The 20,045-nt window shown below is 43.8% G+C and carries 18 protein-coding genes, 1 tRNA gene, 1 other RNA gene and 1 pseudogene; 12 read left to right on the forward strand and 9 right to left on the reverse strand.

The features are described 5' to 3' along the window. From JUI58_RS28275 to JUI58_RS23250, 6 genes are all read right to left on the reverse strand, one after another. On the reverse strand, positions 1-146 hold a 146-nt coding region (locus tag JUI58_RS28275; RefSeq protein ID WP_348539960.1), incomplete at its 3' end, for a helix-turn-helix domain-containing protein. 233 nt (positions 147-379) lie between these two features. Then, the gene (locus JUI58_RS23230; RefSeq protein ID WP_204106233.1) at positions 380-904 is read right to left on the reverse strand and encodes a helix-hairpin-helix domain-containing protein; all 525 of its coding nucleotides are present in this window, start codon (positions 902-904) and stop codon (positions 380-382) included. 89 nt (positions 905-993) lie between these two features. Beyond that, positions 994-3,228, reverse strand: coding sequence for a GGDEF domain-containing response regulator (locus tag JUI58_RS23235; RefSeq protein ID WP_204106234.1), 2,235 nt, complete (start codon positions 3,226-3,228; stop codon positions 994-996). A gap of 147 nt (positions 3,229-3,375) precedes the next feature. Then, positions 3,376-5,268, reverse strand: a complete 1,893-nt coding sequence (locus tag JUI58_RS23240; protein ID WP_204106235.1) for a peptidoglycan-binding protein — start codon at positions 5,266-5,268, stop codon at positions 3,376-3,378. A gap of 171 nt (positions 5,269-5,439) precedes the next feature. Continuing rightward, on the reverse strand, positions 5,440-7,011 hold the full coding sequence (locus JUI58_RS23245; protein WP_204106236.1) for a serine/threonine-protein kinase: 1,572 nt from the start codon (positions 7,009-7,011) through the stop codon (positions 5,440-5,442). A gap of 228 nt (positions 7,012-7,239) precedes the next feature. Continuing rightward, positions 7,240-7,324: transfer RNA gene (locus tag JUI58_RS23250), tRNA-Leu, on the reverse strand. A gap of 126 nt (positions 7,325-7,450) precedes the next feature. Here JUI58_RS23250 and ssrS point away from each other — a divergent pair. Further along, positions 7,451-7,635, forward strand: a non-coding RNA gene (gene ssrS / locus JUI58_RS23255) — 6S RNA. 69 nt (positions 7,636-7,704) lie between these two features. On the opposite strand, the gene sir is transcribed toward ssrS, so the two are convergent. Both sir and JUI58_RS23265 read right to left on the reverse strand, forming a co-directional pair. Next, positions 7,705-9,627: a sulfite reductase, ferredoxin dependent gene (sir, locus tag JUI58_RS23260; protein WP_204106237.1), complete on the reverse strand. Its 1,923-nt coding sequence runs from the start codon at positions 9,625-9,627 to the stop codon at positions 7,705-7,707. A 133-nt stretch (positions 9,628-9,760) separates the two neighbouring features. Beyond that, positions 9,761-10,288: a hypothetical protein gene (locus JUI58_RS23265; protein ID WP_204106238.1), complete on the reverse strand. Its 528-nt coding sequence runs from the start codon at positions 10,286-10,288 to the stop codon at positions 9,761-9,763. A 25-nt stretch (positions 10,289-10,313) separates the two neighbouring features. On the opposite strand from JUI58_RS23265, the gene JUI58_RS23270 reads away from it, so the two are divergent. The 7 genes and pseudogenes from JUI58_RS23270 (at position 10,314) to JUI58_RS23295 (ending at position 13,969) form a co-directional block, all read left to right on the forward strand. After that, positions 10,314-10,496 (forward strand): hypothetical protein, encoded by a 183-nt coding sequence (locus JUI58_RS23270; RefSeq protein ID WP_204106239.1) that lies wholly within the window; start codon positions 10,314-10,316, stop codon positions 10,494-10,496. A 56-nt stretch (positions 10,497-10,552) separates the two neighbouring features. Further along, a complete protein-coding gene (locus JUI58_RS23275) occupies positions 10,553-11,983 on the forward strand; it encodes a class I SAM-dependent DNA methyltransferase (RefSeq protein WP_204106240.1) in 1,431 nt (476 codons plus the stop codon). A 21-nt stretch (positions 11,984-12,004) separates the two neighbouring features. Beyond that, a complete protein-coding gene (locus JUI58_RS23280; RefSeq protein WP_204106241.1) occupies positions 12,005-12,253 on the forward strand; it encodes a hypothetical protein in 249 nt (82 codons plus the stop codon). After that, positions 12,253-12,765, forward strand: a complete 513-nt coding sequence (locus tag JUI58_RS23285; RefSeq protein ID WP_204106242.1) for a GNAT family N-acetyltransferase — start codon at positions 12,253-12,255, stop codon at positions 12,763-12,765. Before JUI58_RS23280 ends, JUI58_RS23285 begins: the two co-directional genes overlap by 1 nt. A gap of 57 nt (positions 12,766-12,822) precedes the next feature. Further along, complete coding sequence (locus tag JUI58_RS27165; RefSeq protein ID WP_275414392.1) at positions 12,823-12,948, forward strand: hypothetical protein; 126 nt, start codon at positions 12,823-12,825, stop codon at positions 12,946-12,948. Positions 12,949-13,002: 54 nt separating this feature from the next. Next, positions 13,003-13,368, forward strand: a pseudogene (locus JUI58_RS28280) (restriction endonuclease subunit S); the annotation flags it as partial. A 67-nt stretch (positions 13,369-13,435) separates the two neighbouring features. Beyond that, complete coding sequence (locus JUI58_RS23295) at positions 13,436-13,969, forward strand: type I restriction enzyme endonuclease domain-containing protein (protein WP_204106243.1); 534 nt, start codon at positions 13,436-13,438, stop codon at positions 13,967-13,969. A gap of 24 nt (positions 13,970-13,993) precedes the next feature. Here JUI58_RS23295 and JUI58_RS23300 read toward each other — a convergent pair whose 3' ends face one another. Next, positions 13,994-15,928 (reverse strand): adenylate/guanylate cyclase domain-containing protein, encoded by a 1,935-nt coding sequence (locus JUI58_RS23300; protein ID WP_239121670.1) that lies wholly within the window; start codon positions 15,926-15,928, stop codon positions 13,994-13,996. Positions 15,929-16,263: 335 nt separating this feature from the next. Here JUI58_RS23300 and JUI58_RS23305 point away from each other — a divergent pair, with 335 nt between their 5' ends. From JUI58_RS23305 to JUI58_RS23320, 4 genes are all read left to right on the forward strand, one after another. After that, a complete protein-coding gene (locus JUI58_RS23305) occupies positions 16,264-17,223 on the forward strand; it encodes a glycosyltransferase family 2 protein (RefSeq protein WP_204106244.1) in 960 nt (319 codons plus the stop codon). An 83-nt stretch (positions 17,224-17,306) separates the two neighbouring features. Beyond that, positions 17,307-18,053 (forward strand): WecB/TagA/CpsF family glycosyltransferase, encoded by a 747-nt coding sequence (locus JUI58_RS23310; protein ID WP_204106245.1) that lies wholly within the window; start codon positions 17,307-17,309, stop codon positions 18,051-18,053. Positions 18,054-18,116: 63 nt separating this feature from the next. Then, positions 18,117-18,881, forward strand: a complete 765-nt coding sequence (ftsE, locus tag JUI58_RS23315) for a cell division ATP-binding protein FtsE (protein WP_204106246.1) — start codon at positions 18,117-18,119, stop codon at positions 18,879-18,881. A gap of 153 nt (positions 18,882-19,034) precedes the next feature. Continuing rightward, positions 19,035-19,856 (forward strand): alpha/beta hydrolase, encoded by an 822-nt coding sequence (locus JUI58_RS23320; protein WP_204106247.1) that lies wholly within the window; start codon positions 19,035-19,037, stop codon positions 19,854-19,856. Positions 19,857-20,045: the final 189 nt, after the last annotated feature.

Here is a 20,045-nt window from a genome sequence, read left to right on the forward strand (position 1 = left end):
GCAGTAATACCTCTTTGCCCTTTGATAATTTGCGTAATCCGATTTGTGGGTATATGGAGCGATCGCGCTAGTTCTGATGCGCTAATTCCAAGTTCTTTTAGTTCATCAGATAAGATTTCGCCAGGGTGAATTGCGGGTTTTGCCATAGTTGTTTTCTCCTTTAGTGATAATCGACCTAGTGCCTCAAAACGGTTACTTGGCAAAGCCATTAAGGATTCTTTATGTTTTACGTCAAGCATAACATTTATGTCGTAATTTTGCAAAAAATTAACCAGCGATCGCAATACCGTAAACCCTTTAACAGATAGACGATTGAGGCGATCGCCTAATAATCACGACTCACATTAATGGCGATCGCCACTTACAATGACAGGAATATCTACATCCAAATAGCTTGAGCAACAGTACTACGAATCCTCTTTAAAGTTTCTTCCCCTATTTCACCCAATCCTAATAAAGCATCATCGCTAGCTTCTGCTAATTCAGTAACAGTATGATAATTGGCAGATTTTAGGATGTTAACTTTATGTTCTGTGAGTCCATAAGGATAGGCCTTAGATTTTTTTAGGACGCTAATATCACTATTTAAAATTAGCATTTCCCCGCACCCAAGTAATTCTGGTAGTTGAATCCGAAACAATTCACTTGTTTTATGCAATTCTAAAGGTTCATTTTTCTCGTTTTTCTCATTTAACCATCCAATGTAAATTTCATTAGTAACTCTAGCTCCAGGAATTTTTTCCAATAAAGTGCAAAGATTTAAACTATATCTTGTTCCTCTTCCTCTTGATTTCATTGCTCGTGAAGTTGATAAATGATTTAGTACTTCATCAACAGATCCTCCATCAGAAACTAAGTTTCCGCAGAGTAATTTTGCTAAGGCCGACTGTGTATTTGCAGTCATTTTAGTTTGCTATACATAATAATCAGATAAATTGACTCAGGCTATAGCTGGCTTTCATTGATTTAACAAAAAATAACAAATACCTAATATTATGCCACATCAAAACCTGACATCGCTGGAATTAAAGTCAATTCAAAAGGGTGCGGTTTAGCAATGCTATATCCTTGCACATAATCCACACCGATCGCGATAATCTGTTCTCGGATAGCATCATTTTCCACAAATTCAGCAATGGTTTTTAAACCCATAAGATGACCGATGCGATTAATCGCTTCAATCATAGCGAAATTAACCGGATCGCTGTCTAAATTCTTGACAAAATGACCGTCAATTTTGAGATAGTCAACAGGTAAATTTTTCAGATAGGTAAAAGAAGACATCCCACTACCAAAATCATCTAGGGCAAAAGAACACCCCAATTTCTTCAGCTTGCGAATAAACTTAGCCGCTTTACTTAAATTGGCGATCGCCGCCGTTTCCGTAATTTCAAAACAGATCGCTTCTGGTGGAATTTGATAATAAGCAAATTGCTGTTGTAAAAACTCAAAAAACCCTTCATCGTTAAGACTCAAAGCCGATAAATTAACGGCATACCAATTTGATAAAGCCCCTCGATCCGAAGGATTCCTGGGAAAATGAGCAGATAGAGTAGAAAATAATTTTCGCACTACCCAGCGATCGATTTCCGGCATCAGATTGTAACGTTCCGCCGCCGCAATAAAGACACCTGGGGTGATCACCCGTCCGCGATCGTCCTTCATTCGGAGTAATAATTCGTAATGAAAAGCATTCTCTTTTCTCGAGTCAGCAATAGGTTGCGCGTAGAGGCAAAAAAGATCATCTTCGAGTGCTTTAATAATTCGCGATACCCATTGCATATCCCCTTGACGCTGCTCGAGGTCGCGATCGCCGTTTTCATAAACATAAGTCCGATTACCGCCGCGATCTTTGGCCGCATACATAGCCGCATCAGCCCAACTGAGGAGTTTTGCCCCACTTTCAACCTGGCGATCGATTGCAACCAAGCCAACACTAGCACCGACGCTAAAGGTTTTTTCTCGCCAGCGAAAACGAAAGGCCTTAATCGTCTCGATCAATCGTGCAGCCATTTGTTGTCCTTTAACCAGGGAGCAATAGGTGAACAAAATGGCAAATTCATCGCCACCCAAACGCGCCAAAATGTCAGTAGAGCGAAGTTGGTCTTGCAAGAGATCGGCAATTTGGCGCAAAAGTTGATCTCCGGCTGCATGACCTTGGGTATCGTTGACGATTTTGAAGCGATCTAAGTCAAGATAGCAAAGAACGTGTTCCTGTTGTCCCTGCTTGGCTTCTAGGAGGATTTGTTGTAAGTTGCTCTCGAATTCCCTTCGGTTGGCTAGTCCAGTTAAAGCATCATGGCTGGCTTGCCAAGATAGCTGGCTGGCGAGATTGTGAGAGTAGGTGACATCACGACAAACTAACACGGCACCCACGATGCGATCGCATTCTAAACGAATCGGAGCCGCAGAATATTCAATGATAAATTCTTGAGAATCACTTGCCCTCAAGAGCATTCGGTTGGAGGGTTCGAGGGTATTGCCTCGGTTTAAAACCCTTGTAATGGGATCTTCGATGGGAGATCCCGTTGCGGTATCGAATAACCACAATACCTTCTGCAAGGGACGATCTCTAGCTTCCTCTTCACTCCATCCCGTCAGAGTTTGAGCCACGGGGTTTAAGGATTGAATTCTGCCCTCTGCGTCTGTGGTAATAACTGCATCGCCAATAGAGTGCAAGGTGATTTGCGCGAGTTCTTTTTCTTGTAATAATGCTTGTTCGATTTGCTGGCGATCGCAAATTTCCTGTTTGAGGGCAGTATTGGCAAGAGCAAGTTCCGCCGTGCGCTCCAAAACGCGCATTTCTAACTCCTCTTTTGCCTTTTGCAACGCTTCTGAGGTTTGCTTGCGTTCAATAGCATAACGCAAAGAGCGCACTAATACCTCACGATTGATATAGCGCTTGACTAAATAATCTTGAGCGCCTTGACGCACCGCTTCTACAGCCAATTCCTCATCGTCAGTATTACTTAACACCACAATCGGCAAATAAGGCACTTTTTTCAGCAAGGGGTTAAGGGATTCCAGGCCTTGACTATCGGGAAGGGTCAAATCTAAAAAAATAACATCAAATCTCTCCACTTCAACATAAGAGAGAGCCTCCTGCAAGCGCTTGGCACAACAAAAGCTAAACTGACTTGCTTCTACATCCCTGAATAACTCTTGTAGCAGTCTAGCCTCTGCAGGATTATCCTCAACTAAGAGGATTTTCACTGAGTTCTCCTGCATAACTTTTTTATATTTTCTAGTTTCTATTATGTCTTAACATTTACTTTATTTCCGATGGGTTTGTATATAAAAATACACAAAACTTAACGTTTATACCCAGATGTGGGGTAGTCCTATTGTCTTTGGGAGTAGAGAATTGAGCGGTGATCAACCAGAGAAGATCATAATACTGCCGGAATAACAAGATACCCAAACGCGATCGCTTTGGGGATCGTAGGTGATACCAATGGGTTTATCGTGGGTTTTTACGGTTTCAACTACTTGAAAATCTCGGGTGCGAATTTTGCTCAATGTGTCGGAGTGGTAGTTAACAACATATAAAAACTCTCCATCATCGGATAAAACTGTACTGCGAGGGGCTTTTCCTGTAGAAACTTTGGCAACAACTTCTCCTGTTTGTAAATCAATTTTTGCGACTTTTTGTTCGCCATTCAAACTAACATATAAATATTCACCATTGGGATCGATATTGAGATTTCGAGGTGCATTACCAACATTTTTTAACCAACCTACGGAAAAATCTTGTAAATTAATTTTGGCAATATCAAAAGATCCCATCACTGCAACATAAGCCCATTCTCCAGCGCGATCGACGACAATTCCCCGAGGATAAGCACCGAGTTTAATTCTTTGTATTTCCCGACTTTGCTGACTGTCTACAACACTAAGATCGTAACTGCACCAATTACTAACTAAAACAAAGCGATCGTCGGGTGTTGTGGCCACATATTTGGGAATAGAACCGACTTCAATAGCGCGATCAATGGTGAAGCGATCGGTATCAATGCGATATAAAAAACTATTATCTTTCTCCTGTTTTGGACTGCATTTATCATCTCCTGGATTTTTGAATTCTTTCCCATACATCTGATAGTTGGAAACCCAAGCATAACGACCATTATTGGAAAAACTTGCTTCTACGGGGGAGCCTCGATAGATGCCTTGATATTGCGAATACCCGTATTTATCCAGTTCGATCGCATCGGGAATTGTTGCGACTAAATTGTAACCGCGATCGTACACTGTAATGGTATGGGCGTACATCATATTTTGAGCAAAAAATAAACCTTGTCCCGAATGAACGATGGACTTAGGCGCAATATTGCCATATATTGTTTTTTGTAGGCTCATTTTCTGTATTTTTGGTTGCTGCGTCAGAGGTTCGGAAGCAGTTTCAGTAAAAGAGTCGCTAAAAGTTTCAGAAGAAGACTCAACAAAAGATTGTAAAGAAGATTCAGTAAAAGCCTCAGAAGAAGGTTCAGTAAAAGCCTCAGAAGAAGGTTCAGTAAAAGCCTCAGAAGAAGGTTCAGTAAAAGCCTCAGAAGAAGGTTCAGAAAACTGATAAGTTTCAGTTTTAGAAATGAAGGGCTTTAAATGATTGCCATTATTGCGAGAGTTTGAGGCGGTAACATTAGCTGAACCCCTTAAAGCCTGTTGTGTTTTTATTCCAGCTATCCCATCTGCCTTTAAACCGCGATCGCGCTGAAAACGCCTCACATTAGTTTCCGTAACACTGCCATAATATCCCGTCGCAGGACCGACAAAATAGCCTTGTTCTCGTAAAGTTAATTGTAGTTTCTTAACGCGATCGCTTTGCTCTCCGCGCTTAATCACTCCTTTTCCCACTGAAGTTGTTGGCGTAAAAGTAGAGAAAGAACCTTTAGAATTATCCTGTAATTTGCTTTGGGTTTGTACTCCCACAACACCATCCGCACTCAATCCCTTGGCTTGTTGAAAGCGCATGACAGCTTCTTGAGTAATACTGCCATAATATCCCGTCACGGGTCCAGGAAAGTAGCCCTGACGTTGCAATTGTTGTTGTATATCCTTGACTTCTGAATTGCGATCGCCTTTCTTTAATAATGCAAATGCTGGCTCTCCCCATAAACTCGAAAGTAGCGCGATCGCCAAACAAACTTTAAAAAGATTTTTCCCTTGCAGTCGCAATAACGGCAGAAAAAGATCATATCCTTCTGGGTTTGCTGAGTTAGTTTCGCGTTCAAAGGCAACCGTAGAGTAAGTGTAGGATAGAGATTCCATTTTCGCTAATTTATTCTTGTTATTCGTTCATTTGTTCTTTATTAGTGACACTCTGTTCCTAATAACCAACAATTTAATATATCTCTGTTGTAGCTTTTTTTCGCGGAGACTCCAACCTATCAGGTTAATTTTTTTCGGAGTCTCAAACTGATGAGAGCCAATCGCGATCAATTAAAGCATTTTGGAGAGAGTTTTATAAATCAAGAGAAAGAGTGTTGTAATGGCGACACTGGCTGCACCTGCAAACAGTGCTAAAAAGAAAATACCGAGAAATTGCGGTTGAATAAAAGATTGTAAAAGACTTTGTAACCCTGCATTGCGGTGAAAAAAACCAATAAATGCAACTAACCCAAAGGTAATTCCCCCTAAAATCGCCAAGTCCCATTTTTCAATAATGTGCCGAAATTGTGCATAGACGAGTCCCCCCAAACTCATGCCCAATAAGCCAATACTGATGGGGTTAATTGCCTGAAGGATACTTGTTAAGGCCATCCATAATAACGCCCCTTCAAAGCCCGTAAATGCAGCACTGGAAATGATTTCTACTGTGGATAAACCCTGGCGAGAACGACCTTTCGGGGTAACTTGTCCGCCACCTTGAGGAGGTTGAGAAACGGAGGTTTGGGGAGGAGGAGATGGTGGTGGTACTTGTTGAATGGGTAAGGGAGAGGGAGAAGTTTGCGGAATGGGAGGAGGTGAGGTACTCCCTTGCACTGTAGTGGGTTTGGGTTGCGTTGGGATGGGAGGAGATGCAATAGGAGGTGCAATAGGACTGGATGAGAAAGAGTTTAAAGAGGCGATCGCCTCCAACACTTCTCGGGCTGAGGAGAAGCGATCGCGAGGGACGGGACGCAGCATTTTATCGAGAATATCCGCTAACCCATCGCTAACTTGAGGGGCGTGCGATCGCCAGTCCCAACAATTGTTATAAGTGTCGAATAACTCTTCTGGGGGTTTATTTGTCAGCAGCACCAAACAGGTTGCAGCCAAAGCATACAAGTCCGTCGCAGGAAACACTTGTGAGGCCTGCATTTGTTCCGGAGGAGCAAACCCTATCGAGTAGATCCCCGTCGATCGCCCGTGGGGAGTCCCAACGGTGGCGGTAATTTGCTTAACGGCTCCAAAATCAAGTAAATATAAGCGTCCATCTGTGCGCGATCGCATAATATTCGAGGGTTTGATGTCGCGATGAATCACATTTTCGGTGTGGATGAATTCAAGAACCCCTAGAATGGCTTGCAGAACTTCTAGAACTTCTACTTCACTATAAACGCCTTTTTCTTCTTGTTCCTGTTCTAAATCTTTCCCGTCGATGAACTGCTGTACTAAATAGAAAAATTGTTCATCTTTTTGACTTCCCGAACGGGGGACTACAATGGGAAAATAAGCGTAGGAATAAGGGATTTGTTTGTGTTCATTGCCTAATTCTTCAAGTACGGCGGCTTCTCTCTCAAACAGTTTTTGAGCGATTTGGAGTTGTTGGGGAGAAAGATCTCCCGTGGGTTGAAATTGTTTGACAACGCACTCTCTGAGGCTGGTGGTGAAGCGATCGCGGGCGAGAAAGGCGGTTCCAAAACCCCCTTGACCCAAGAGTTTAACGGGAAGATATCTCGCTCCCAAGATTAAGGGCATTCCGCAATGATTGCAATACTTTTGTTGAATGGTTTGGAGGCGATCGCCATCGTCGAGATCAGCAAAAGTGTTTTTAGTATGACAGCCTGGACGAGTGCAAAGAATTTCCATATCTTATCGATTAGTAAGGCCGATCTGACCTGTAATCCGTTGAGAGTGCAGAAACATCCCTATAGTAACAGGGACTTCTCCCTCGGTAGATGGCCGTCAGGAAAATCTTGAGGTGCGATCGCTTTCTGAGTTAGTCGCAACAATCCCAATTCTCGCCAAAAAAGTAGACAAAACCCACAGAATCCCCGTCTTTTTAAAGCGGGGAGATGTCAAGGTTAGATAAAACAATGGGGGCGGAGAGACTTGAACTCTCACGACCGATAAAGGTCAACGGATTTTAAGTCCGCAGCGTCTACCATTCCGCCACGCCCCCGAGTTAATTTTTTCGACAGTTATTTAGTATAGCGGATTTTAAAACAGAATGGAGCATCTCGCGATCGCATTTTTTTATTTTGCTTCTTTGTTCCTCTTTCCGGCAAAATTGACTAAAATAGAGTTGGTTCGGCTGCAACGTTGGTGACTGCCAATATTGTTTTTAGATCTATGCTTTGATAATAAGGGAGTCCTTAATCGTTTGCGCGGCAGTAAACCGAGCTTGTACTCGGAAACTTTATGCAGCAGGCACGACACCCACCTGGGTTTGCCCAGGTCAAAAACTGAGGTAAAACGGCGAAGCGGTGAACCAACTCTTTAAAAATCCCCCTAGTTTACCACTAGAGGGATTTTTTATTAGTTACCAGCTATTTTTAGGTTTTAAAGATCGGCGAGATATTTCTCTAACGCATCCCCCACAAGCTGAGTCATGGAAACATTCTTTTCTTTGGCTGCGACTTTGATGCGATCGTAAATCTCGTCATAAATTCCCACCCGATAGCGAATTTTACGCCCTTGGGGACGACGGGATTTAATCGGCTGGGGCGCTGGCTGGTAATTTTCCCCATACTCTCGTAAGGCTTCAAAACCGACGCGATCGCAGAAAATCCCAAAACTTTCCCCCGGTTTTCGTTCTGTTTTAAAATAAACAAATAAAGGTTCGAGGAAAGTTTCTAAATCATCTATGGGCATTTTCTGCACAAAAGGCCGCGCTAAAGTAGTTTGATTGGGGCTTCCTCCCAACCAAATCTGATAGGCTTTTGGCGCACTACCCACAAACCCTAATTCTGCCATATAGGGGCGGGCGCAACCATTGGGGCATCCCGTCATGCGAATAACGATCGCCTCGTCTCCCATGCCTAATTTCTTTAATAGGGCTTGAATGCGGTCTAAAATGCTTGGTAATGCCCGTTCTGACTCCGTAATCGCTAAACCGCAGGTGGGTAAAGCGGGACAAGCCATTGAATAACGAACGAGAGGCGCGATCGCACCAGGATCGACAATGACACCATTCTGCACCAAAATACTCTCAATTTTTTCCCGCGCTTCTGGAGCAATTTCGTACAGGGTAATATTATGGTTGGCCGTCAGCAGCATGGGAATATTAAAAGTCTCTACAATTTCCTTTAAAGCTGCTTTTAAGCGGAATTCTCCTTCATCTTTGACCCGACCGTTTTCGACAGAAACGCCCAAGAATAACTTACCATCCCCCTGTTCGTGCCAGCCTAAAAAATCCTCATATTTCCATGCCGGCAAAGGTTTCAACGGTTCGATAGTTTTACCAAAATATTTCTCAACCTGTGCTTTAAACTTGTCTACCCCCCAATCATTGAGGAGATATTTCATTCTCGCATGACGGCGTTGAACGCGATCGCCATAGTCCCGTTGAGTGGCAACAATAGCTTTAAGCAGATCGTAAACATCTTCCTTGGCAATATAGCCGATCTCGTCCGCCATCCGTGCAAAGGTTTCTTCCTTATTATGGGTTCTTCCCATTCCTCCCCCAGCAAAGACATTAAAGCCTTGCAATTCCCCTTCTTCGTCTGTCATGACCACAAAACTCACATCTTGGGTATAGAGGTCAATAGAATTATCCCCCGGTACCGTAACGCTACATTTGAACTTACGGGGCATATACTGGGTGCCGTAAATAGGTTCTTCTTTATCGTGGAAGATCGTCCCATTGCCATTGCGCTGCCTGGCTGCCTTTACTTCTGGGGCTTCTTCCCCACTGATGACTTTTTCTCCATCCAACCAAATCTCGTAATATGCCCCAGTTTGCGGTGTTAGCAAATCGGCGATTTTATTAGCATATTCTTGCGCCAATACATATTCAGGGCGGTTTTTGTAGGGGGCTGGAGGTGCCATGACGTTACGATTGAGATCGCCGCAGGCACCCAAAGTCGATCCTAAATTGTGAACGATCGCGCTGATGGTGGCTTTTAAATTCTTTTTGAGAATACCGTGAACTTGAAACCCTTGGCGGGTAGTGATTCTCAAGGTATGATTGCCGTATTCATCCGCCAAGCGATCTAAAGTTAAGTAAAGTTCTGGGGGGATGTAACCGCCAGGGCTGCGGGTTCGCAACATCATCTGATAGTCTTTTTCTTGCCCTTTGACCCGATTATCCCGATTATCCTGTTGATAGGAACCGTGAAATTTCAGGATTTGAATGGCATCTTCGCTGAAATGGGTGGAATCGTTTAACAGTTCTGTCGCTAGGGGTTCGCGTAAACAATTACTGCGTTCTTTAATGCCCTCCAGTTTAGAAACTTTGGCAGGGGCGGTAGGTGTTTGAACCATAGGAAATTAAATTATGGCGATCGTTTTGGTAGGGAAACGCCAGAAAACCTTAAGCATTCTGGCGTTTTTAGACTCCCTATTATACCAACTCAGCGAGGGTGCGATCGCACTTTCTAGTTTACGATTCCTTAAGCTAGAATTTGTACCCTACACCGCCTTGAAAACTAAGGGCATCGGCGGAACTGTTTTGATAAGCATCGATCCCCCATTTCGTATCGCCATAAACGATGATGCTATCTCCAAATTGTGCCTCAGCCCCGGCGGTGAGAACAACCGAGTTACGATTGCCCAATGGGGTGGGTTGTCCGTCTGCTTCCACAAAAGAATAGCCACCGCCCACGTAAACATTAGCGTTATTCGTAATAGGAATATCGTAAGAAACGATGGGCATCAGGGCGCTGGTTTCATCGCTAAAGAGAATTGCCCCTCTGACGGAAACTGGGGCTTCGGGAACCGCAAAACGTCCTTGAATATTGCCCCCAAAAGTAGCAGCATCCCCAGTTTGTCCCCCATTGGTTACGCCCGCAGAAACCCCCGCGCCAATATAAGTGGCATCTGTTCCAGGCTTGTTGTCTTGTCCGGCAAATGCGGCATTGGCTGAGAATAAAGCAGTAGAGATTGCGGCGATCGCGATCGCGCTTTTGATTAATAGTCGTTGCATTTTTAAAACCCTCAATTCATTTTTGTTGCGTGTTTCTTTTGTCGTTTCAAAAACAGAAAAGTTCCTAGATTTTGTTTTAATTTTACCTACTGTGACGCTTGAGAAAGATGCACAATTGCTTGTTTTTTTGCTTTACTCAAGTGAAGATTTCTTAACCCGAACTGACGTAATTTTATTCTCCGCAGTTATTGGCGATCGCCCTGATTAATGATTTGGATATTGAGGTGAGATTTGGCGAATAATAACGATTTACAGCTAAATCTTGTGTTTGCGTTGGTTGAGCGGGAGTTGGCGGGTCAAACGTCGAGTCGGCGGCGTTCTGTGGGGGCGAAGGATTATCAGGCGAAAGGGGCGTTATATTTGCCTCCAGAGGCTCGGTATCAGTTTCTTTTGGATTTTCCAGAGGATGATAAAAAAGATATTGGTGCGGTAATAACTGATGCGATCGCCCTGATCGAAGCGGCAAATGAGGAACTGAAGGGGGTTTTGCCGACAAGTTATAAGCGGTTGGAGTCGGCTACTTTACGGAGTTTGTTAAAAACGCTAAATTTTAAGCTGGATGATATTCATGAGGATGCGTTTGGGGAGATTTATCAATATTTCCTGGCGAATTTCTCCCAGAAGGAAGGGCAGAAGGGGGGCGAATTTTTTACACCGATCGCCATTGTTCGGTTGATTGTAGAGATTATCGAGCCGGATCGTGGACGCATTCTCGATCCGGCTTGTGGGGCGGGGGGAATGTTTATTCAGAGTGCTTTATTTTCTCAGAGGCGATCGCAACAGTCGGTGAATAGTGCGATTAGTGTTTATGGTCAGGAAAAGGTGGAGGGTAACGTCAAACTTTGTCAGATGAACTTGGCGGTACATGGGATTTCGGGGCTAAAAAATATCAAAGTCTCGAATACCTATTACGAGGATATTCATGATTGTCTGGGGGCGTTTGATTTTGTGATGGCAAATCCGCCGTTTAATGTAAACGGGGTGGATCGGGAAAAAATCGCCGGCGATCCCCGTTATCCTTTCGGTGTGCCGTCGGTGGACAATGCGAATTATCTCTGGATTGAGTTGTTTTATGCGGCTCTGAATGAGAAGGGGCGGGCGGGTTTTGTGATGGCGAATTCTGCCAGTGATGCGCGGAGTTCTGAACTGTTGGTGCGGCAAAAGTTGATTGAAGCTGGCGCGGTGGATGTGATGGTGGCGGTGGGTTCTAATTTTTTCTATACGGTGACTTTGCCTTGTACCCTCTGGTTTTTGGATCGGGGTAAGCCAGAATCTCGCAAGGATCGGGTTTTATTTATTGATGCGCGGCATATTTTCGAGCAGGTGGATCGGGCGCATCGGGAATTTAGCGAGGCTCAAATCGAATTTATTGCCAATATTGTTCGGCTCTATCGGGGGGAAGCGATCGAAAGTTTGGCGGGTAGTGGGGATTTGCTGGTAGAATCTTTTCCTGATGGGGTTTATTTGGATGTGTTGGGGTTGTGCAAGGTCGCGACTGTTGCGGAGATTGAGGCGCAGGGCTGGAGTTTGAATCCGGGGCGTTATGTGGGGGTGACAGAACGGGTGGAGGCGGAGGATTTTGATTTTACGGAAAGTTTGGAGGTGTTAAGTGAGGAGTTGGAGGTTTTGAATAGTGAAGGGCGAGAATTAGAGGATCGCATTGCTGAAAATGTGGCGATGTTGTTAAATTGTTAGTAATGAAGTGGAGCTTTTTTTATGACTGTTACAGAATTATTGCCGCAATTGCATAGTTTATCGCGGGATGAAAAGTTAAAGGTGATTAAATTTCTTGTTCATGATTTGGAAACGGAGGAACTTGATTCTGAAGATTTAGTGATTAATGAGTCTGTATTTTTGTCACCGCAGGATTGGGAAAAGGTCACAGCTTTGATTGATAATCCTTCTCCTCTTGATTCTAATTTATTTGCAGCAGTTGAACGTTATCAGCAAGAGGTAAATGATTAATGGTGTGGTTATTTTATGAGGTGACAAACTCTAAATTAAATCGTTCTTCTTTTGATTGTGGTATCTCTGAGTTAAATGATTATTTACAGCGTTATGCAGGACAAAATCATAAGAAAGGAGTTGCTAAAACTTGGGTGATGATCGATCAAGATCATCCAGAAGTTCCTGTTGGGTATTATTCGATTAGTATGGCTGAGTTGCAACAGACGAGTTTATCTACTGAGGAGAAAAAGGGTTTCCCTAGATATCCGTTACCTGTGATTAAGATTGGTAAGTTAGCGGTTGATTGTCAATTTCAGGGTGAGGGTTTGGGTGAGTTATTATTGGTTGATATTTTTAAAAGGGGAATCAGAATTTCTAAGGAAATTGGAACTGTAGGCTTTTTCGTGGATGTGATTAATGAAAGAGCAAAATGTTTTTATCTAAAATATGGTTTTCTTTCTTTAGTCGATTCGCCTCTATCTCTATTTTTACCAATGAAAAAAATTGTAGATTTTAATTTGGATAATTAACGAAATGCCAGAAAATCGCATCGCTGAAAATTTAGCTCAACTTTTGAATTTTTAATCATGGCAAAGCAAACTATATGGAAAACGGTAAAACTTGGAGAGTTAGCTAAGTTTAGAAATGGAATTAACTACAGTAAAGATAATTTTGGTAAAGGATTAAAGGTTATTAATGTCAAAGATTTTTAGGATTATAGTTTTGCGACTTTTAATGAATTAGAAGAGATCAATCCTGATGGAATAATTCGAGAGGATAATCTTTTAAGAAAAAACGATATTATTTTTGTACGCTCTAATGGAAATCGTAATTTAATTGGGCGAAGTTTATTTATTAATAAATGTACTGAAAAAATTGCTCATTCTGCTTTTAGTATCAAGTTGAGATTTGAGTCTAGTAAAGTATATCCTCTATTTTATGCTTACTTATTTAGGACTTCTCTAATTAGAAAAACTCTTTCATCTCAAGGAAATGGAACAAATATTTCTAATTTAAATCAAAGTATTCTTTCAAATTTAGAAGTACCTCTTCCCCCACTACCGACACAGCGAAAAATTGCGGGGATTTTATCGGCTTATGATGATCTAATTGAGAACAACACCCGCCGCATCGAGATTTTAGAGGAAATGGCGAGGATGCTTTATCGGGAGTGGTTTGTTAAGTTTCGGTTTCCGGTGGATGGTGGTAATACTGGGGGTGATGATGGGGGCGATCGCCACCAAACTAGAGGACATGGTGAAACTCAACAAAAGCCGCTTAAATTATTACGACAAATTCCAGCAGATGATCGACGACTACAACGCCCAAACCCGCAATGCCGAAGCCTTTCTCAACCAACTGCTCCAGCTTGTCGAGGAATTGAACAATGAGGAGCAACGGGCGATCGCCTTAAATCTCGATGAAGAAAAACTCGCCCTTTTCGATTTGCTCATGGATCCAGACCTTGAACTAACCGACAAAGACAAAACTACCATCAAAAAAGGAGCAGAAGAACTCCTAACCATCCTAAAGCGTGAAAAATTAGTGCTTGATTGGCAAAAACGGCAACAAACCAGAGCCTCAGTCAAGGTGGCGATCGAGCAAGTCTTAGATGCGAATTTGCCCGAAAGTTATACTCCAGAACGCTTTGACAAAAAATGCGAGCAGGTTTATCAACATATCTACGAGTCCTATCCTGATGCCCAAAATAATATTTATCATCAGGCAGCCTAGGGGAATTTAGAAGGGCGATCGCGATCAACGCAAACCAATAACGCGATAAACATCAATCAGTTGTTGTTTTCCCTTCAGGGCGATCGGTCCCCAAGATTCAACCTCATATATATCTTGAAGATGGACGAGGGTTTCTTTAGCAATGAGAATGCGACAACCGGTAATTTGGCGCTCCTTTTCGCAGGCTTCGAGACGTGCCGCCGTGTTGACAGTATCTCCCAAAACACCATATTCCAAGCGATCCTTGCCCCCCAAAGAACCAACAATCACAGGACCTGTAAAAATCCCAATTCGCATTTGAATCGTCGGCAAATTGCGATCGCGGCACATTTGATTGATATCTACTAGGCGATCGCTAATCGCTAAAGCACATTCAACGGAATGTTGGGCATCAAGTTGTACTTCAGCCTTCAGCAAGCGAGACATCGGTACGCCAAAAACCGCCATCACGCCATCACCAGTAAATTTATTAACAATTCCGTCTCGCGAGAGGACTTCTTGAGTAATGGCTCCCAAAATCTCATTTAACCAATCCAGTAAATCCTCGGGAGGCATTTTCTCAGAAACCGTACTAAACCCTTTAATATCCAAAAAGAGCAGAGTTGCGGTTAATTTTACCCCCGGCAGTTTTCCCGCCTTGAGCAGATTATCTCGCCCGCGCCAGAGTGCCTCAGCAATTTCAGGAGATGTATTTTGTCCCAATAACTTCATCACGATTTGCTGTCGTCGATGGTCTTCGTAGGATTGATAGGTGACAACAACAGCAACAGAAATAGTAAACCCTAAAGCAGGTGCGGCCAAAGGAATCCAACCCGATAGAGTCACTAAAGCGAAACAACTTCCTGCTAAACCTCCTAACCCCATCGCAACACCAATACTCAAAAAAAGAGGATGGCGAAATTGCCAACCAATTAACCCCCCACAGAGACTCCAACCCAAAAGCCAGAGAATTTCCGCCCATTCCGGCCAAAACCAGACCAAAGGCCGTACTCCCGTCGCCGCATCGAGGATCTGACTGATCATCTGCCCGTGAACGATAACCCCTGGTGTTTTGCCATCTCCAGGCAAAGTTGGACTATAGGGAGTCAGCAGTCGATCTTGCAAACTCGTGGCGCTACTACCAATTAAAACAATTTTGTCTTTAATCCAGTCGGGAGAGATTTCCTCCGAGAGTACATCGGTTAGGGTGATTTCTCGGGCGAGATTTTGGGCAGTGCGATATTCTAAAAAGATTTGGTATCCCGCCGCATCTAACTTGCGATACCCTCCTGAAGTCGGACTGAGACGATAGAAAATTGTATCTCCAAGCTGCATATATCCGGGAGATTCTTGACTCGCTTCTGGGACAATGCCTAAATCCGCAAGATATAACAGTGCTAGACGTAGGGAAAAAGAATATAAATTGCCACTGTCCTTGGATTCTGCAAAAAGGAGATTGCGACGAGCAACACTATCGGGATCGATCGCGATATCATTAAAACCGTGTTGTTCGGGGGGCGAGGCGGAAGGAGGCGGAGTCCCAGCTAGAATATCAATACTGCGAATCGTAATCAGATTGGGTTTTTGCAATTGTGCGACAAGTTCTGCGTGACCTGGTTCGATGGGAAAGTCGCGATAGAGATCCAAACCGATCGCCCGAGGTTGAAAAGATTGTAAGCGGGCGAGAACCTTCGCTAAAGTACCATCGGGAATCGGCCATTTTTGCAGCGATCGCAAATCTTCTTCGGTAATGGTGATAATGACTAAGCGAGGATCTGTGTTCGGGCGATCGCGAAGCCGTACCATGCGATCATGTAAGGAAAGATCCATACCCTCAAATCCACCCAACTGCCGTAAACCCAGCATACTGCCGGTGACGATCGCGACGGAAATAGCAATGACTTTAACCCCTGTAAAATCAGGGAAAGAAGTGTGAACTTGTTTAGCTAATCGAGACAGCATTGATAATTTGGTTTCCATATTTGCTGGAAAGAATCATGAAATTTGAGGGAGAACTTCACTGCGATCTTTAATGCACCCACCCTTGATTCCTAATCCAATAAATTCAGAGAATTTGTCACCTCTTCCGGATTTTTACATACACGGTAACAAATTGGCATCAAATGTAAAGAAACGATGAGGATAAAGAAACGATGAGGATAAAGAAACGATGGGGAGATATTAATTTGCAAAAAGAAAAATTTTGTTTTTTCTAGAATTTTGCGAGAACTCTAAGCTAAAATGCGATCACCCCCACCGTCAGTCCGAGCAGCAGGAACCTCAGCCTAAAGGCGTGAGGCTTGAAAGAGAAATCTATGAAATTTAGTATTTTGATTACAACTTACAACCGCATCAAGTTGCTCGATCGCGCTCTCCAAACTGCCCTCTCGCAAACGATTCCTTGCGAAATTGTTATAATTGACGACTGTTCTGACGACGGGACAAAGGATTATCTCGAAAACCTTGGCCACACGCTCCCCCAGCACAATATAATTTATCATCGTAACGAAACTAACCTCGGTCATTCTCAAAGCATCAATATTGGGGTTGCCCGAGCCACTGGAGATTGGATTAAAACCTTAGATGACGATGATTATCTCGATCCCCAATGTTTGGAAATCATGCAGGAGGCGATCGCCTTGCGTCCCCAAGCTGCAATTTGCTCCTGTCGGGTCATGCAAGTGAATGGGAAGGGAGAGAATCTCTCTGTAACGGAATCTGTCGGAGTAGGTCATGTTTGCTATTTACCCCAAGAAGATATTCACTGCGGTATGCTCCTAGAAGAAGTCCCTTTCGGCACTCCTGTACAAGTAGCCTTTCGTCGAGATGCGTTTCTGCAATCGGGGGGCTGGGATTCCTATTTTGATGCGAATTTTGATGATATCGACTCATGGGTTAAAATTGCCTGCTTTGGAGATGCTATTTTTATCAATCGTTGTTTGGCTTACCGTACCTTGTGGGATGGCAGCTATAATAAAAAAATTCCGATTTCTAAACGCTTAAAAACCCATATTTTAATCAAGCAAAAAATTTATTCTCTCGTACATCCTAAATATCAAAAAAAGATTCCTCACTTCACACAAATTGAATCCTATTTAAAACTACACTGGAGTCTGGCAGCCTTCAAACAAGGAGATTGTAGAGATTTTATCCATGCTACTCGGATTTTTTGGGAAGGTGCCTTTTCGCGGACTGCTTGGCAACTTTTATATCGAAAACGTTTATTAAAATATCAAAAAAATTTCTCTTTTTCCTATTATTTAGAACTCAAATAGCCAATTCCTCATGGCCAAACTTGCTTTTCTGATCGAGATAAGATAATTTTTGTGGATAAGTTCAAAAATTAGATTGACTAACAATGTCGGTTCAACAACTTCAGGACGGGATAGAAGCTCCAAAGCAATTCTCTGTGTTTCAATTACCTGTTCACCTGTGTGACGATTATCCGCGCTGGCTGCGATCGCGGCTGTTGCAAGATTGTGGCACTCACGTGGTCACACTCAACGCAGAAATGGCGATGCAAGCGGAAAGCAATCCCCCTTTAGCAGCCGCGATCGCCCAAGCGGATCTGGTCATTCCCGACGGGGTAGGAGTTGTCTTCTACCTGCGTCTGCGCCAACAGTTCCAGCGTCGCTGTCCAGGCATTGAACTGGCGGCTTCTTTATTAGAGATTGCTGGAGAAGAAGGAGAAGACTATCCCATCGCCTTTTATGGTGGCGCTCCAGGGGTTGCAGAACAAGCCGCTTGCCATTGGCGCGATCGCTTCCCTTCCCTCTCAATGATGAGTAGCCACGGCTATCTCTCAGACTCAGAACAAGCCAATTTTCAAGCACAACTGCAAGAAAAACAGCCCAAATTAATTTTGGTCGGACTGGGAGTTCCCCGTCAAGAATATTGGATTGCAGAAAATCGCGCCCTTTGTCCCAAAGCAATTTGGATCGGCGTAGGAGGGAGTTTAGATATTTGGGCTGGGGTCAAGTCCCGAGCGCCCCGATGGTTGCGCGAAAATAACTTGGAATGGTTTTATCGTCTTTACAAAGAACCTTGGCGTTGGCGGCGAATGCTGGCTCTGCCCCATTTTGCCTGGCGATCGCTCGTAGGTTAAGCCATAACCCTCCTAGGGCGATCGCCCTCAAACCGCCCCATCCCATCCCCCAGATCCCCAAAAATGCTCGAGCAACAAGAAAAAGTCTCTACCTCTACCTCTACCTCTGCAAAAAGCAAACAGCCCGAGGTTTTTCAGCAAAAAACCCTGCCGACAGAAGTTATGATTCGCCTGCAAGATGTCTCCAAGGTTTATGCCAACGGCGGATCTTGTTTGCAGAATGTCAACTTGAATTTAAAGCGCGGCGATTTTGTTTTTATCACAGGAGCATCGGGAGCCGGAAAATCTACCCTTTTAAAATTACTCTACGGGGAAGAACTCCCCAGCGCCGGGCGCGTTTACGCCAACGGCTGCGATGTCAACCGACTGCGGGGCGATCGCCTGGCTAAATTTCGGCGACGCATGGGCATTATTTTTCAAGACTACAAGCTCATTCCCAATCGTACCGTTGCTGAAAATATTGCCTTTGTCCTGCAGGCACAAGGGAAACGACAGCAAGAAATAGATCGGCGGCTCATCCCCACCCTAAAAATGGTCGGACTTGCTGATAAAGCCGAGTATTTCCCCGATCGCCTCTCAGGAGGAGAACAACAACGGGTTAGTATTGCTCGGGCGATCGTCGGCACCCCACCCTTATTACTCGCTGACGAACCCACGGGAAATTTAGATGTCGAAAATGCCACGCAAATTTTACGAACCCTGCAAAACCTCAACACCTATGGAGCCACCATTATCGTGACAACCCACGATCGCCAACTCGCAGCCCTCTCGGAACGTCCGGTTTTACAATTACACCAGGGGCATTTGTATTGGGTGAAAAAACCCTAAGCAGAAAAATCGAGTTCGATCTTAAAAAGAAAACAAATTGCGAGAATTGTCCTGAAAATTTAGCGTTTATTTTGGGGAGAAATTGTGCCATTATAGGTCAAAATCCATTTTGCCATCCAAAACAAGTCAAACTCAACAGTAATTTTAGATTAGATGCAATCGCCTTTACGTATCTCCCGCATTCAACTCTCCCAAGGACAAATTTTCTGGCGAGAAGTCGGCAAAGGAAAACCCATGATCTTCTTACATGGTGCTTATGCCGATAGCAGTCAATGGTTAAAGGTTATCGACCATCTGGAAGGACACTATCACTGTTTCGCTCCAGACTTGTTAGGATTTGGTGAATCCGAACCCCCCAATGTTCATCAATCAATTGCCCTGCAAGTTGAATGCCTTACTGAGTATATTGAAGCCCTGCGACTAGAACGCCCTTATTTAGTCGGTCATTCCTTGGGGGGTTGGGTTGCCGCCAGTTACGCGGAGAAATACGGGGAACGCTTAGAAGGATTGATCCTAGTATCCCCCGAAGGAATAGAAGTAGAAGAACAAAAAGAGCGCTGGAATATTGAAAAATTGCTCGTCGATCGCACACCTTTATTTTTTTTACTGTTAAAGGCGATCTCTCCCTTCGCAGCAATACTAAGATTGCGAAAAAAAATCGATGCCCTTCTGAACTATCGAACTTTGCTGGTGGAACATCCGGCTTCTTGTCAATTACTTTTCGCCCGTCACCAAGCTGAAATTCAACAAGAATTTCTCAACGGGAAACTCAGTCAGTTTCAGACACAGACACTGATTTTACAGGGCGGACAAGACAAACCCACCAACCTCGCCCAAAGTAAAGCCTACGCCAAGGCGATCGCGCAAGCCAAACTTCGCGTCATGAAAAATGGCGATACTTATTTAATCGAAAACTGGCCCGACAGCATCGCCCGAGAAATTCAAGGATTTGCTGGAATCCCCGTACCCATGTAGGGTATCGACTGTTCAAACTCAATTGCGAGGAAATTATACGGAAACAGGACTTCTCTCTGAGAAAAGAGAAAGCAGATCCCCAAGAGAAAGTTCGTTAACAATGCTCTTCTCCTACAATTCTCCCAGAGAAACCCCTTGCCCACAAACTTTGTCCTTATGGAAAGAATTTTCCGCTTACAAGGGAGATTG

Origin of the sequence: Spirulina sp. CCY15215, assembly GCF_016888125.1 — a bacterium.
In the GTDB taxonomy this organism is placed as follows: domain Bacteria; phylum Cyanobacteriota; class Cyanobacteriia; order Cyanobacteriales; family Spirulinaceae; genus CCY15215.

What these genes read in the sequence shown, in the direction of transcription:
- sir (WP_204106237.1), bottom strand. Translation starts at nt 9,627, where the DNA reads ATGGTTCAAACACCTACCGCCCCTGCCAAAGTTTCTAAACTGGAGGGC.
- JUI58_RS23295 (WP_204106243.1), top strand. Translation starts at nt 13,436, where the DNA reads ATGGTGGTAATACTGGGGGTGATGATGGGGGCGATCGCCACCAAACTA.
- JUI58_RS23300 (WP_239121670.1), bottom strand. Translation starts at nt 15,928, where the DNA reads ATGGAAACCAAATTATCAATGCTGTCTCGATTAGCTAAACAAGTTCAC.
- JUI58_RS23305 (WP_204106244.1), top strand. Translation starts at nt 16,264, where the DNA reads ATGAAATTTAGTATTTTGATTACAACTTACAACCGCATCAAGTTGCTC.
- JUI58_RS27165 (WP_275414392.1), top strand. Translation starts at nt 12,823, where the DNA reads ATGGCAAAGCAAACTATATGGAAAACGGTAAAACTTGGAGAGTTAGCT.
- JUI58_RS23320 (WP_204106247.1), top strand. Translation starts at nt 19,035, where the DNA reads ATGCAATCGCCTTTACGTATCTCCCGCATTCAACTCTCCCAAGGACAA.
- JUI58_RS23235 (WP_204106234.1), bottom strand. Translation starts at nt 3,228, where the DNA reads ATGCAGGAGAACTCAGTGAAAATCCTCTTAGTTGAGGATAATCCTGCA.
- JUI58_RS23280 (WP_204106241.1), top strand. Translation starts at nt 12,005, where the DNA reads ATGACTGTTACAGAATTATTGCCGCAATTGCATAGTTTATCGCGGGAT.
- JUI58_RS23240 (WP_204106235.1), bottom strand. Translation starts at nt 5,268, where the DNA reads ATGGAATCTCTATCCTACACTTACTCTACGGTTGCCTTTGAACGCGAA.
- JUI58_RS23230 (WP_204106233.1), bottom strand. Translation starts at nt 904, where the DNA reads ATGACTGCAAATACACAGTCGGCCTTAGCAAAATTACTCTGCGGAAAC.
- JUI58_RS23285 (WP_204106242.1), top strand. Translation starts at nt 12,253, where the DNA reads ATGGTGTGGTTATTTTATGAGGTGACAAACTCTAAATTAAATCGTTCT.
- ftsE (WP_204106246.1), top strand. Translation starts at nt 18,117, where the DNA reads ATGCTCGAGCAACAAGAAAAAGTCTCTACCTCTACCTCTACCTCTGCA.
- JUI58_RS23310 (WP_204106245.1), top strand. Translation starts at nt 17,307, where the DNA reads ATGTCGGTTCAACAACTTCAGGACGGGATAGAAGCTCCAAAGCAATTC.
- JUI58_RS23245 (WP_204106236.1), bottom strand. Translation starts at nt 7,011, where the DNA reads ATGGAAATTCTTTGCACTCGTCCAGGCTGTCATACTAAAAACACTTTT.
- JUI58_RS23265 (WP_204106238.1), bottom strand. Translation starts at nt 10,288, where the DNA reads ATGCAACGACTATTAATCAAAAGCGCGATCGCGATCGCCGCAATCTCT.